This window comes from Arthrobacter sp. Soil762, assembly GCF_001428335.1.
Classification (GTDB): Bacteria; Actinomycetota; Actinomycetes; order Actinomycetales; family Micrococcaceae; genus Arthrobacter.
On record NZ_LMSG01000022.1, the window covers coordinates 102,636 to 116,501 of the forward strand.

Sequence of the window (13,866 nt, forward strand, 5' to 3'; positions counted from 1 at the left end):
GGTTAGCTCTTAGGCCAGCTGCCTTCGACGCTGTCGGCAACCTGCTGGGCGGGAGTGCCGTTGATCCATGCAACGATGCCCTTCCAGAAGGAGTTGGAGCCTACGGCGCCAGGCATCAGGTCAGAGCCGTCGAAGCGGAAGACTGTGTCCGGATCCTGGAGCAGTGCGATGGACTGCTTGTCGAGTTCCGTCTGGGCACTCGCCGGGTCCAATCCCTTGTTGGCACTGATGACGCCACCGAGCTTGACGCGGTTGTTGGCGAACTCGGCGCTGGCCAAGTAGGCCAGGAAGGCCTGCGCCTCCGGGGTGTCCTTGTAAGCGCCCACCATCTCGCCGCCGCCGGTGATTGCCTGGCCCTTGCTGGGGTCGATCGGAGGCGTCATGAAGGCCCAGACGTCGCCATCGGGAGCCACGGCGGTCCCTTCCGGCCAGTTGGCTGCCTGGAAGTTGGCCTGGTGGTGCATGGCGCACTGGCCATCGAGGACGGGCTGACCTGCCTGCGCGAAGCCGGTGGTCAGGATTGAACGAACGTCGCCAAATCCACCGTTGACATAGTCGGAGTTCAGGAGGATCTCGCCCGTCTTGTTCAGGGCATCCACGATCTTGGGGTCGTTGAACGGAATCCCGTGCGTGACCCACTGGTCGTAGACCTCGGGGCCCTGGGCGCGGAGGACAACATCCTCGACCCAGTCAGTGCCCGGCCAGCCGGTCGCTTCGCCGGATTCGAAGCCGGCACACCACGGCTTCATGGTGCCGTCATCGGCGATCTTCGACGACAGGGTCAGCATTTCGTCCCAGGTCTTGGGAACTTCCCAGCCCTTGTCCTTGAACGTCTTCGGGGCGTACCAGACGTAACCCTTGACGTTCGCGAGCATCGGTGCCGCGTAGAACGTCCCATCCACCGTGCCGTACTTCTTCCAGTCAGCGGACCAGTTCTTGTCCACAAGATCCGAGACTGCCTTCGGAGCCGGCTTCAGGCCGCCTGCCTTGGCCTGATCGGCCAGGAGGCCTGGCTGCGGGAAGATGGCGACGTCCGGGGCGTTTCCTGCCTTGGCCCGGACACCGATCTGGGTCTCGAATTCCTTGCTGCCCTCGTATTTGATGGTTGCCCCGGTGCATTCCTCAAACGTTGCCCAGGCGGTTTCCAGGTTAGTGGCTTCGATGTCCACGATGGTGGAGTAGACGGAGACGGTCTTGCCGTCGTGCTTGCCGTAACTCTCGTAGGGAGAACAGTCACTGCCGGTGGTGCCGCCACCGCCCCCGCTGGGACTACAGGCTGTCAGGGACAGTGCCAGAATTCCGGTGGCAGCAACCGGAAGCAGGTATTTGCGGTTTTTCATGCTGAGGACTCCTCGGTGAGTTACAGAACTTCAACAGGTGAGACTAAGGTGACCGACATCTTCACGTGGTGTGAATCACACACTAATCAGGCTCCGGCAAGGAATGCAAGCGTTTACATGCGGTTGTGTCCGAAAAGATATCTAGGCCCAGTCCGCGGGCGTTGGACGCCGCAGCGTTGTCGTCCGAGGCGCTAAGATGCCCTCGACTCAGTGTTCTCACAACCGCAGGCTGCTCAAAGGAATGGGTGCCGCGCTCCCTGGGGAGCGCGGCACCCGATAAGGCCTTTTGGGGCATGCCCCACTGATTTGGCCTACTTGCCGCCCTTGAACAGTCCCGCGATTCTGGCGCCGAGGCTCTTGACGAACTGCTTGACGTTGTCAATGGCTTCGCCCGCGAACTTCCTGGCCTTTTCAGCAGCGCCTTCGATTCCGTGTTTGGGTGCTTCGGTGCCGGTTACTTCTTCGCTCATGTTGTTCTCCTTTAGTTGACCGGCATTCCAGCCGGCCGGTGAGACTCTCCGCCAGGCGAGGACCGCCGGGCAGGTATGATCAGCTGTCCCCGCATCACCTTACGGCCAGGAAACGCGCACCCTTCACCAACAGGGTCGTTTCGGGTCACTTGGCCACCTTGACATGACGCGGACGGCATCCATGCCCTATGGGTCGTCTCCCCTTCAGGGCAGCTAACGGACGCGCTCAGCGCGGCTGAACCGTGTCCTGGCCCCGGCACCAATGTGAATCAGGACGGGTGTCTGTTTTCCCACCACTTGGTCCAAGGCGTCCACCAGGGCAGAGACCTCGGCCGCAAGGAGATGCGGCGCCACGCCCTGGCGCGGCTGGAGCCGGATTTTCAAGGCAGGGCTGCCCTGGACATCGTATGTTGCCACCGTGGCACCCGCCAGATCGGGCCGTTCAGCCAAGGCGTGCTTCAACGCCTGTTCCGCCACTCCACCGCTGATCCGGACATCCCCGGCTACTGTGCCGGGATCGTACTCGGCCACCAGCAAGTTGCTCCGGCCTTTGCCCTGCTGCGCGATCCAAGCAACCATCAGGCCGATCAGAACCACCAGGGCAAACGCCATCACAATCCAGAGCCAGCTTTCCGGACGTCCGGGAAAGCGGGTGCTGTCGAAGGACTGTTTGACGCTCCGCCAGGCCGATCCGGACCAGGCATGCCACCAGGTTGCCACGGGTGGAACGGTGGCCAGCAGGACGAGCAGGATGCCCACTGCGAGCAGCTTGAGGCCGAGGATGCCCACCAGGATCCGGTTGAGGAGCGAGGGTGTGGCCGTCATGCTCCAATCACTCCTACGGTGGAAATGTTCACTCGGACGTCAGGCACCGGGACCAGTGACATCCCGCTGAGCTCGTCCTGGACCGCGGCCAGCACCGCGGCTTCCGCCACCGGAACCCCTGAGGTGGGGCGCACGTTGACGATAATCTGCCGCCGGGACACCACCACCATGACCTGCTCCGGGGTGACATTGGCAGCGAGCCGTGCACTGCGTGCCAGGGCGGAGGCGATGACCTCGTCATCGACCACAACGGCGGACGAAGTTCCGGTGCCGTTCAGCGTGGTGCCGTTCAGCACGTGCCGGGCTCGTCTTCCCGGCAGGACGGCGTTGAGCAGGAAAAACAGCCCCACCATGGCTACTACGCCGCCGCTGGCAGCGAGCAGCAACGGCGGGATACCCGCCGGAAGTGCAACGATCCGCTCCGCCGCCAGCTGCGGTTCGATCAGCCAGGCCGGCTGACCAATGGCGTGAACGGCAGATTCGAGCAGACCGTAGCCTGCCAGCCCCATCACCAGGACCGCGGCCACTGTTGCCACCACTGCCCGCGGGGAATGGGTTTCCCGGTAGACGACCCTGCGCATATCGGGTTGCGGCTGGGCTCGGGCGCGGCTTGGCTGCCTCGAATCGAGGTCCCCGTCCACTGATCCTCCGCTCACTGGACCCGGCCTCCCTCGATCGGCTTAACGCCGCTGATGCGGATATCCACCCTGCTCAGGCTGGCACCGCTGAGGGCCGTGACCGTCGAAAGGATCCTGGATTTGGCATCGACCGTCCGGTCCCAAATGGATCCACCGAATGCGGCCACCCGGCCTGCGTCCCTGAGCACGGTGGCCAGGGGCGGGATCCTGATAGGCGACACCAGCGACAACGCCAGCAGGCCGTCGTCGTCCGTCCAGTCCGCCCGGACATCATGGGGATCCACACCGAGGGCTTCCGCGGCCGCTGTCCTGGCCAGGCTGGTCAGGGCCTGCGTGCTGATGCGGTTGTGTCCGCTCAGGACCCGGCCGGGGACGGAAGGTGCCACTGACGTCATGACGAGGAGCGCCGGCCGATGATGGCATCCAGGACGCCGCGCAGGTCCAGTTTCCCTTCCGCTGCGCGGCCGAGGAGGGCGCCGACGGCCATAAAGAGGAGCGAGACCAGGAAGCCCCACAGCCCGAACTGGAAGGACATAAACGCTACGAAGGCGCCCATGGCGATCCCCACAACGGTCAGATTCACAGCAGTGCCTCCCTCTCGGCGACGGCGACGGCGACGGCAGGGGCTCCGGCCTTCACCGGCGGCGCCACGTAGACATCGGTTATTTCGACGTTCACTTCAATGACCTGCAGGCCGACGAGTTCCTCGACCGCGCGGTAAACGGCTGCTCTGACCTGATTGGCCAGGGAGTGCAGGGGCGTGCCGTAGGAGGCCACCAGGCTGATATCCACCGCCACTTGCGTCTCACCGACCTCGGCACGGACGCCTGCAGCGTGGTCCGAACTGCCGACGGCGTCCCGGATGGCCCCCAGCGCACGCGACGGAGCCGAGCCCAAGGAATAGACGCCGGGCACGGCACGGGCAGCGATGCCGGCAACTTTCGCCACGGCGGTCTCAGCGATCACGGTGCGGCCATGACCGGGCACGGGCGCATGGCTGGCGGCGTGGTGGCTGGTAGCAGGCTGGCTGGTCGCATGCTGGCGCTCGACGCCCGCATCGGGTTGTGGGTTCTGGTATTCCATCAGACACTTCCCCTTCTGTTGTTCCCAACCCTATCCCCTGCGTGTGGGAACGTACGGGAATCCGCGGCGAGTCAGGCCAGCTTCCGGCCGGTCAGCGTAAATCCGGCCTTTCCGCCTTCGCTGAACACCGACGTGTCAGTGTCTGCCCAGTCGGGCAGGAAGAGGTCTGTGATGACAGTGCCGCTGTCGGGGGCGAACACTTCCACCGAGGAGGTATCGAGCAGGATCCGCAGCTTCAGTTTTCCGTCCACCAGTGGCACGCTCACCTGGTGGTAGGGGCTGAACTTGTCCGAAAAGTTTGAGGTCCCTGCCGCGGACCGGTCAACCGTCAGCGTGCCTGACTGCGCCTGGTAACGGATCTTGAGCCCGCGCAGTTCGATTCCGGCCTCCGCAGCACCGTCCGGCGTCAGTTCAACATCCAGGAGTTGGGACCTGGAGGAGAAGTCCTCCCCCAGCGGCTTGCTTTCATTGGCAACTGTCAGTTGCCGCTCGGAGGCAACTCCGCTGGACAAAACTCCAGCGGGGGCAGCGGCGATGGACGAGCGCAAGGCGGGCCTGCCGCCGTCGTCGTTACCGTTGCTGCTTCCACCGGAGAGCGTCAGTTCGCGGGGAATTGCCATGGCGCCGCGCCACGGGGTGGTGGGCATGTTCTGGGCGTAGTCCCAGTTCCCCATCCAGCCGAAGAGGACGGGCTTGCCGCCGGGGGCGCCGGAAATGGTGGTGGCCGCGTAGAAATCCGCGCCGTAATCCACCCACTGGTGGTCCTCCAGCGGAGCGTCCGGACTGGCGGCGCCCTCGGCACGGAACGTCACGCCGTCGAACTCTCCCGTGAAGTACTGCATCCCTGACCCGCCGGCTATGCCGCCCGGGTTGATGCTGAGGAGCATGACCCAGCGCCGCTCGTCCGTCCCTTCCACGGGAACCTCCAGGAGTTCAGGCATTTCCCACAGTCCGCCCTGGGCGCCTACCCCGGAGAAGTCGCTGAGGAAGTCCCAGTGCAGGAGGTCCTTGGATTTATAGATCTTCACCACGTGGTCGTCGGCCACGACGGTGGTCATGACCCAATATTGTCCCGGCTCGTACCAGGTGACTTTGGGATCGCGGAAGTTCTGCGAAGAGGGCTGCAGATCCACGACCGGATTGTCCTGGTACTTCTTCCAGGTGCGGCCGTGGTCAAGGCTGTACGCGACGGACTGGGCCTGGGAGCCTTTGGGCAGCGGGGCATTTTCCTTGTACGCACTCGTATATAGGGCCACCATGGCCGGCCGGTCCTTGCTGCCCAGCCCCGAGGTGTTGTCCGTGTCCACCACGATCGAGCCGGAGAAGATTTCCTCGGTTTCCGTGGCCTCCATGGCCACCGGTTCTTCCGCCCAGTGCACCAGGTCAGTGCTGGTGGAGTGGCCCCAGGACATGTTGCCCCAGTCGTTGCCCTTCGGGTTGTACTGGTAGAACGCGTGGTAGGTGCCGTCTTCGTACACCAGGCCGTTGGGATCATTCATCCAGTTCTTTGACGGCGTCAGGTGCGCCGCAGGACGCCAGGGATCGCCGGCCGATGGCGTTGCGGCACCTTGGGAGGAGCCCTCAGGAGGGTGGCTTCCGGCGTCGGGATTCCCGTTCTGCGAATCAGGGGTGCAGCCGGCGACTGTCACCGCCAGGAGCAGGGCGACGACGGCGGAAAGGGCCGGTCTGCTGGACCTGCGTCTGTCCGGGCTGCTCAGGCGCGGCCGGGAAGCGGTGAAGAAAAGCATGGGGATCCTAAAATTTGAGGCGGGGACGCCCGTGAATGTCACGGACGTCCCCGTTTACTGATTTCGCCCCGGTCAGGGGCGGTGCTGGCTACTGCTGGTGCCGGTCACCGATAATGCCGGTCACTTGTAGTGGCCGGCACCGCCGACGTTGAGGTTGGTGGGCAGGTAGCCGAACGGGCCAAGGCCGTTCTGGCCGAATGTGCGGTCAACCTGTGAGATTCCGTCGCGGAAGTTGATCTTCACGGTGGGTGACAGGGATCCGCCGCGGACACCGTTCACGTTGTCGATGAAGGACTGCACCAGGCCGCCCGGCTGCACGTAGTGCGAATAGGCCTGGAACTGCCGGCCATTCTGGCTGGGGGTTGGCCTTTCCGGGGATTCGGACGGCAAGTTCAGGTCAGTCGGCGAGGCCAGGGCCAGGCCGCTGTTGTTCATCGGCTGGTAGTCGGAGCGAACGCCGTCGCCCACAAAGCCGTAGACGCCGTCGGGGCCGCGCATTCCGGCCGCGTAGGTGAACTGGTGGCTGATGGTGAACAGGTAGTACTTGTTCTTGCCGCCTTCGTTCTGGATGAAGATCTGCGGGCGTTCCGTCTGGTCGTTGACGCAGTTCGCGGACAGGATAGGCGGCAGGAAGGACCACTTGGTCAGGTCCTTGTTGTCCGCCACTGCCAGGCCCACGTTGGCGGTCTGGTAGTAGGCGCCGGAGCTGTTGACCTCGTTGAGGTTCTCGGCGTTGGGGTCTCCCGGCTGGTAGCCGAGGTCCTCGGCCTTGCACTCGTATTCTCCACGGGTGCCGCCGGTGTTGCCTTCGAAGACCATGTAGGTCTTGCCGGGGTGTGCCGGGTCCTCGAACGTGTATGGATCGCGGAAGGCGAACCCGGGGTTCTGCGCCTTGTTCTGGTACATCTCGCCGTCCGGCTCAAGGAGCTTGGTGTGCGTGAAACCGTCGAAGGTGACGCCGTTTTGGTCGGCGTGGATGTTGCCGAGGGCCTTGGCGATGGCCGCGTCAGGGGCGATGCCGCCGCCGCCGGCGTTCCGCTCGGCCACGTCGTAGAACGTGGTGGCCGTGTAGAAGACGTTGACGTGGTTGCCCTGCATCAGGCGGGTAGAACCGGACCATTCAGTGTTGCCGATGGAGGCGCCGTCAGCAAAGACGTGTCCGCCGTAGTTCCACTTGTCCGTGGCCGGGTCAGCGTTGGTCTTGCGGAAGAAGTAGCCGATCCGGGCGTTCCAGTGGCGCTGATCGAAGCCGTAGCCAGCGTCGCGGTCGGCCACGAGGGAGAAGATGACGTCCCAGCCCTTGTAGCTGATCTGGTTCGCGTTTTCATCCGTGAGGGACCAGGTGTCCCAGACCCAGACGTCGTCGTTCATGGCGGGGAAGTCCTCGGGGATTTCCGGCATGGTGACGTCCGGGCTCATGGAGTTCACGCCGGGAGCAACGGTGGAATCGCTTTGGGCCATGATCTGCTTGGCGTCCGCGCGGGTCCACTTCGAGGTGAAGTCCGACGCCGGGTCATAGGCCTGCTGGCTGTGCGTGCTGGGCAGGGGGAAGCCCGGGGTGGGGGCCGGCATCTGCTGCGCGGCCGGCGGATCCGCCGGCTCGTTGGCCTGCGCTGAGGGAACGGCCAGGAAGACCGATGCCACTACAGCTGCAGCCAGTGCCGCGGCGGCAGGGCGCCACCGCAGCATCCGGACAGGTTGGGGGTGCTTGTGCATGTTTGCTCTTCTCGCGGAGTTGAAACTATTCGTGGAAGACGGGCAGGTGCCCTGTTCCCCGAAACTCCGGCAGCCCCGACGACGCAACAGGCGTCATCGAGGACGCCGTTGTGTCGAGGGGTACGGGGCTTGGGTAGGGCCCCGCTTCAGGGCCAGGAAGGATATCTTTTCCCTGGCCCGCCTCTACGGTAGGCAGCCGGCGGGGGCCTGCCAAACCGTGTTTCAGTGGCCGAAAACGGCCGTTGACCCAACTTTGTGCAAGCGCTTACATTTCTGATTGCGCGCGCGTGACACATCGGAGTGGTAGCGTCAAATGTTTCGGTTCGAATCTCTTTTGGTGAGAAGATTCACGTCCCGTTTGCCTGCTTTTCCCCATCCGTTGCTCCGTAATGGCCGTTTTGAAGCCCCAAAAGGGCTTCTACGGAGCAATCGATGGGGGTGTGGGGCGGCAGCGGTGGCTAGGGGAACAGCGGGCGCGGCCCCCGGAAGATCCCTTCCATCCGCCAGGCATCGAGCTGCCGCAGGCGCACCTTCCCCTCGGCGGACAGCCGCACAGCCGTCCCGCCCAGGGTGGGGTAGACGCGGGCGGTCAGGGGCTTGCCGTTGGCGAAAATCTCCAACGTCGAGCGGTCCACAAGGACTCGTAGGTGAAGCTTGCCGCCGGGAAGTGGTACCGGTCCTGACCGCGCTTCCGCGTCCATAGAATGGTCCAGGCTGCTGCCGGAGCGGTCCAGCCGCAGCCAGGACTCCCCGGTGCTTCCGGCGGCGCGGCCCACCTCGATGACGGTCTCCTCGGCGGGGCTTTGGGAAGTTCCGGCCGGATTAACCCCGGAAGCCAGAACCCCGAGCCGGAACACGCTCCCCGGCTCCAGCTCAACGTCCAGTTCCAGGTCCAGCTGGTTGCCCGCAACTCCGGCGAGAACGTCGCTGCCGGCCACTTCCCGAGGCCCTATCCTGACGTGGTCCCGGCGAAGCGCCTCAACCTCCGGAACGGGCGCAAAGGCCAGCTCCCCTTCGGAGTCGAGGGTCGCCACGCGCGGCAGGCTCATCACGCCGGACCAACCGGCCTCCACCATGGCCTCGTCCGTCCGACCCTCCTGCAGCCAGCCGAACATCACACGGCGGCCGGCGTCGTCGGAGAACGACTGGGGCGCGTAAAAGTACCTGCCTCCGTAATCCAGCCGGCGCAGCTGCTGCGGGGCGTACGAATCTCCCGCATACCGCCCGGTCCAGTACAGCGGGTGCCGGGTGTCGCCGTCGTCCCAGGCGGAAAAGACCAGCACATCGTCGGCCGCACCACCGCCGCCCAGCGACTCCGCAGCATCCCCCAGAGTCCCTGGTCCAGCGCGGAACAGGTCCACGCACTCCCACATGGTGCCCTCCCAGTCCGTCGCCGCGGGATCGCCGGCGGACGCGTCGCCAATAAACAGCGGCCCGATGTAGTCCCAGGTCCGGAGGTCAGCCGACTCGTAGAGAAACGCCGTGCCGCCCCGGCCCCGGATGCCCGAGCCCACCAACTGGCGCCAGCGGGAGCCCTCGCGCCACACGCAATGGTCCCGGTAGGCGGTGACGTCCACCCCGGCCGGCGGGGCAGCGATCACCGGGTTTTCCGGGGCTTTGGTCCAGGTGAGCAGGTCCGGCGAGCCGACCGCCACACAGGGCAGTTCGCGTTCGCTGTTCCGGCCTGAATACACCAGGGTTGGCGTGCCGCCGTCGTTCACCAGCACCCCGGACCAGCAGCCGTCGGCGTCCGGAGAGTCCGGCCCGTCCGTGGGTTCCAGCGCGACCGGCTGATCCGTCCAGGTGACCAGGTCCGTGCTGGTGGCGTGGCCCCACAGGATGCGGTGGTGGAAGGCGCCCTCCGGGTTGTACTGGTAGAAGAGGTGGTAGGTGCCGTTCCACTGGCTGACTCCGTTGGGATCGTTGAGCCAGCCTGCGGGCGAGACGAAGTGGAAGCGCGGCCGGTGCGGATCCGCCTCGGCGCGGATCACGAGTTCGTCCTGCGGCACGGTGGCCAGAGGGTGGATCAGGCCGGTCATGCGGAAACCACTTTTTCCAGGGGCTCGGTGGCCAACGCGTGGCCGGCTGCAGCAGCGGGCGGCCGGTACAGATGGCAGCGGACCCAGTGCCGATGGGCGGGATCGCCCACCTGGTGCCGCACGGGTTCGGCGGTGGAGCACCGCTGCTGCGGGTCGCCGTCGTAAGCGCACGACGTCGGTTCCATCACCGCCGCCCGCAGCGCGGCCCGCTCGGTGGGATCGTAGGATCCGGTGCGGGCAGGGTCCGGTACGGCCGATACCAGCAGGCGGGTATAGGGGTGGGCCGGGTTCGCCAGGAGGTCCAGCGATTCGCCTTCCTCCACAAGTTCGCCAGCAAACATCACGGCGATGCGGTCCGCGAGGTAGCGCGCTGAGGCAAGGTCGTGGGTGATGTAGAGCATGGAAATGCCCTTCTGGTCCCGGAGCCCGCGCAGCAGGTTGAGGATGCCGATCCGCACCGAGACATCCAGCATGGAGGTGGGCTCATCGGCCAGGATCACCTCCGGTTCCACGGCCAGTGCCCGGGCGATGGCCACGCGCTGGCGCTGGCCGCCGGAGAGCTCATGCGGGTAGGAATTGAGCATGTCCGGAGTGAGTCCCACGGTGGTCATCAGTTCATCCAGCCTGGTCCGCAGCTGGTCCGGGGTCCCGGCTTTTCCGTGCAGCGTGAGGGAACGACTCAGGAAGTGTTCGATCCGGTGGACCGGGTTCAGGGAGCCGAAGGGGTCCTGGAACACCATTTGCACCTGTGCCCGGTATTGCCTGGATGCCTGGAACCGGTCCCGTTTCAGGACGTCGGTGCCGTCCAGCAGGATCTGGCCGGCGGTGGGCCGTTCCAGCCGCGCAATGCAGCGGGCGAGGGTGCTCTTGCCGGAGCCCGATTCCCCGACGAGGGCAACGATTTCACCCCTGCCGATGCTCAGGTCCACCCCGCCAAGGGCCCGCACGGCCGCGCGGGAGAACAGGCCTCCGCTGTGGAAATCCTTGACCAGGCCCCGTACCTCAAGGGCTGGGGCTTCGCTGTGTTCTTTCATGACTGGGCTCCTTGGAGAACGGCGGCCTGTGCCTCGGGAAGGGGTGCCACGAAATGCCCAGGAGCCGCTTCCCGGAGGTCGGCGATGTTGCTGAACTTCACGCCGTCGGCCAGGCCGGTGAGCGGCACCCGCGGCCCCGTCAGGGGTGGGAACGCTCCCATCAGCGCCTGCGTGTACGGGTGGCGCGGAGCGGTATGGATGTCACGGGACTTGGCCGTTTCCACGATCCTGCCGCCGTACATTACGGCCATCCGGTGCGAGAGCTCCACCATGAGGGACATGTCGTGCGTGATGAAGAGGACGGAGAAGCCCAGCTGGTGCTGCAGGTCCTTAATCTGGGCCATGATCTCCTGCTGCACCACCACATCCAGGGCGGTGGTGGGCTCGTCCAGGATCAGCAGGGACGGCTTAAGCGCCACGGCCATGGCGATGACCGCGCGCTGGCGCATGCCGCCGGAAAGCTGGTGCGGGTAGGACTTCAGCCGGGCGGGGTCGATCCGGACCAGTTCCAGCAGTTCGGCGGCCCTCCGCAGGGACTCCTTGCGGGAGTAGCCGGCGTGCGTGGTGAAGATATCGACGATCTGGTCGCCGATGGTCATCACCGGGTTGAGCGAGTTCATGGCCGACTGGAAGACCATGGCCACATCCTGCCAGCGGAACCGGCGGAGCTCCTCCTTGCCCAGCGCCAGGACGTCCCTGCCACCGAAACGGATGCTGCCGCCGGCGATCTCAGCCGGGTCGCGCAGCAGCCGCATGATCGCGTTCGCGATGGTGGATTTGCCGCAGCCGGATTCGCCGGCCAGGCCGAAGATCTCGCCGGCACCGATGCTGAAGGAGACGCGGTCGACGGCGGTGGTGGAGCGGGTGTCGCCGCGGTACTTCACGGTGAGGTCCTTGATCTCCAGGACGGGCTCGTGCGAGCCGAGAGAGGTCTGGGAGACGGTCATGCCGCTGCTCGCTTTCCGGTGGGGACAGGCTTGGGTTGGTCGGCCTGGGTGAGCTTGGGCTTGTCGGACTTGGGCTTGCGGATCTTCCGCAGGCGGGGGTTGGTGACCTCGTCCACGGCGTAATTGATCAGCGCCAGCGAGAACGCCACCAGCGCGATGCACACGCCGGACGGGACAAAGACCCACCAGCTGCCGGTCAGCAGCGCACCTTCGTTGCCGGCCCAGTAGAGGTTGTTGCCCCAGGAGACCGTGCTGACATCGCCCAGGCCCAGGAACTCCAGGCCGGCCTGGGCGCCGATGCCGTAGATGATGCACGCCAGGAGCGTGCCCATCACGATGGAGGCCATGTTCGGCAGGATCTCGCCGAACATGATCCGCAGCGGCCGTTCACCGGTGACCACGGCCGCTGCGACGAAATCCTTGGACCGGATGGACAGCGCCTGTGAGCGCAGCACCCGGGCGGAGCCGGCCCAGCCTGTGACCACCAGGACCAGGATGACGGTGCCAAGGCCGGGTGGCAGGAACGCGGCCAGGATCACCAGCAGCGGCAGGCCCGGCAGCAGCAGGAAGACGTTGGTGGTCAGGGACAGTGCCTCGTCTATGAACTTGCCGAAATAGGCCGAGGCGAGGCCCACCAGGATGCCGATGAACGTGGAGGCGAACCCCACGGTCAGGCCCACAAACAGGGAACTGCGGGAACCGTGGATGGTCAGGGCCAGGACGTCCTGGCCCTTGGCCGTGGTGCCCAGCCAGTATTCGGCGTCGGGCTCCTGTGACGCCATGCCGGTGATCTTGGACGGGTTGTCCGGGAACAGCACCGGGGCCAGAAGCGCCAGCGCGATGAAAACGAACAGGATGGCCGCGCCGGTCATGGCCTTCTTGTTGGTCAGCAGCCCGTGCAGGAGGCTCCGGTTGGATTGCCGGACGGAAACCGCGGGCGGAAGCCCGGTACCGCCGTCGGGCGTTTTGCCGGTGAGCGGATCTGCGAGGGTCTCGCCGGGCAGGCTGGAAGCGGTGTTTGCGATGGAAGTGGTCATGATCAGTCCTAGTTGCTGCGCACGCGCGGGTCGAGGCGGACGTAGAGGATGTCCACCAGGAAGTTGGCCAGCAGCACGGCGGCCGTGATGGTCAGGAACAGGCCCTGCATGAGCGGATAATCGAGTCCTTGCACGGCGGCCAGCAGCTGGTAGCCCACGCCCGGGTAGGCGAACACCACCTCGGTCAGGAGGGCACCGCCCACCACAAAGCCCAGGCTCATGCCGAAGGCGGTCACGGACGGCAGCATCGCGTTGCGGGCGGCGTAGCGGAACATGATCCGTCCGGGGCGCAGGCCCTTCGCCTCGGCCATGGTGATGTAGTCCTCGGCGTTGGTGGCGATCATCGTGTTGCGCATTCCCAGCATCCAGCCGCCGATCGAGACCAGCACGATGGTGAGGGCCGGCAGCACCAGGTGCATGCCGACGTCGGACACGAACTCCCAGCTGAAGCTGGGCCCGATGGTGTCGCTGAAGGCGTGCCGGATGGGGAACCAGCCCAGCGTGACGCCGAACAGGTAGAGGGCGCCCATGGCAAGCCAGAAGTAGGGAAAGGAACCGATGAAGATCAGCAGCGGCGGGAGCGCCGAGTCAACGGCTCCCCCGCGCCGCCACGCGGCCAGGATCCCCAGCAGGTTACCCACGACGGCGGCGATCACCAGCGCGGTCCCGCCGAGCAGGAGCGTCCAGCCCACCTGCGAGCCGATCACTTCCGTGACGGGAGCGGGGAAACGGGACATGGAAACGCCCATCTGGCCGGTCAGCATGTTGTGGAGGTAGCCGAAGTACTGCTCCCAAAGCGGCCGGTCGTCCACGCCGAGCAGTTTGCGCAGCTGCTCGATCTGCTCGGGCTGCATCCGGTCCTGGTTCCGGGCGAACATCCGGGAAACGGGGTCGCCGGGCATAAAGCGCGGGAGCAGGAAATTCAGGGTGATGGACACCCAGAAGGCAATCAGGTAGAAACCCAGGCGGCGCAGGATAAAGCGCACGGT

The 13,866-nt window shown here is 65.5% G+C and carries 14 protein-coding genes; all 14 read right to left on the reverse strand.

The genetic code is table 11. From position 1 onward, the window contains the following. Positions 1-2: 2 nt before the first annotated feature. The gene (locus ASG77_RS19320) at positions 3-1,340 is read right to left on the reverse strand and encodes an ABC transporter substrate-binding protein (RefSeq protein ID WP_056348754.1); all 1,338 of its coding nucleotides are present in this window, start codon (positions 1,338-1,340) and stop codon (positions 3-5) included. Positions 1,341-1,651: 311 nt separating this feature from the next. Beyond that, on the reverse strand, positions 1,652-1,810 hold the full coding sequence (locus tag ASG77_RS22065) for a hypothetical protein (RefSeq protein ID WP_156380383.1): 159 nt from the start codon (positions 1,808-1,810) through the stop codon (positions 1,652-1,654). A 213-nt stretch (positions 1,811-2,023) separates the two neighbouring features. Next, positions 2,024-2,635, reverse strand: a complete 612-nt coding sequence (locus ASG77_RS19325; RefSeq protein ID WP_056348757.1) for a hypothetical protein — start codon at positions 2,633-2,635, stop codon at positions 2,024-2,026. Continuing rightward, positions 2,632-3,216 (reverse strand): DUF6286 domain-containing protein, encoded by a 585-nt coding sequence (locus ASG77_RS19330; protein WP_235564700.1) that lies wholly within the window; start codon positions 3,214-3,216, stop codon positions 2,632-2,634. The genes ASG77_RS19325 and ASG77_RS19330 overlap by 4 nt, the downstream gene beginning before the upstream one ends. A 71-nt stretch (positions 3,217-3,287) precedes the next feature. Continuing rightward, positions 3,288-3,668 (reverse strand): hypothetical protein, encoded by a 381-nt coding sequence (locus tag ASG77_RS19335; RefSeq protein WP_056348764.1) that lies wholly within the window; start codon positions 3,666-3,668, stop codon positions 3,288-3,290. After that, a complete protein-coding gene (locus tag ASG77_RS19340; RefSeq protein WP_056348767.1) occupies positions 3,665-3,856 on the reverse strand; it encodes a hypothetical protein in 192 nt (63 codons plus the stop codon). The genes ASG77_RS19335 and ASG77_RS19340 overlap by 4 nt, the downstream gene beginning before the upstream one ends. Beyond that, a complete protein-coding gene (locus ASG77_RS19345) occupies positions 3,853-4,356 on the reverse strand; it encodes an Asp23/Gls24 family envelope stress response protein (protein WP_056348769.1) in 504 nt (167 codons plus the stop codon). Before ASG77_RS19345 ends, ASG77_RS19340 begins: the two co-directional genes overlap by 4 nt. A gap of 71 nt (positions 4,357-4,427) precedes the next feature. After that, entirely contained in the window at positions 4,428-6,104 is a 1,677-nt protein-coding gene (locus tag ASG77_RS19350; protein ID WP_056348771.1) for a glycoside hydrolase family 32 protein, read from the reverse strand. Between the two features lie 120 nt (positions 6,105-6,224). Further along, positions 6,225-7,820, reverse strand: coding sequence for a glycoside hydrolase family 68 protein (locus tag ASG77_RS19355; RefSeq protein ID WP_056348774.1), 1,596 nt, complete (start codon positions 7,818-7,820; stop codon positions 6,225-6,227). A 458-nt stretch (positions 7,821-8,278) separates the two neighbouring features. Beyond that, the gene (locus tag ASG77_RS19360; RefSeq protein WP_056348777.1) at positions 8,279-9,859 is read right to left on the reverse strand and encodes a glycoside hydrolase family 32 protein; all 1,581 of its coding nucleotides are present in this window, start codon (positions 9,857-9,859) and stop codon (positions 8,279-8,281) included. Next, complete coding sequence (locus ASG77_RS19365; RefSeq protein ID WP_056348780.1) at positions 9,856-10,893, reverse strand: ATP-binding cassette domain-containing protein; 1,038 nt, start codon at positions 10,891-10,893, stop codon at positions 9,856-9,858. Before ASG77_RS19365 ends, ASG77_RS19360 begins: the two co-directional genes overlap by 4 nt. Further along, positions 10,890-11,840 carry an ABC transporter ATP-binding protein gene (locus ASG77_RS19370; RefSeq protein WP_056348783.1) on the reverse strand — a complete coding sequence of 317 codons (951 nt, stop codon included), beginning with the start codon at positions 11,838-11,840 and terminating at the stop codon, positions 10,890-10,892. The genes ASG77_RS19365 and ASG77_RS19370 overlap by 4 nt, the downstream gene beginning before the upstream one ends. After that, complete coding sequence (locus ASG77_RS19375; RefSeq protein WP_056348784.1) at positions 11,837-12,877, reverse strand: ABC transporter permease; 1,041 nt, start codon at positions 12,875-12,877, stop codon at positions 11,837-11,839. Before ASG77_RS19375 ends, ASG77_RS19370 begins: the two co-directional genes overlap by 4 nt. Positions 12,878-12,885: 8 nt before the next feature. Then, complete coding sequence (locus ASG77_RS19380; RefSeq protein ID WP_056348787.1) at positions 12,886-13,863, reverse strand: ABC transporter permease; 978 nt, start codon at positions 13,861-13,863, stop codon at positions 12,886-12,888. Between the last annotated feature and the right edge of the window lie 3 nt (positions 13,864-13,866).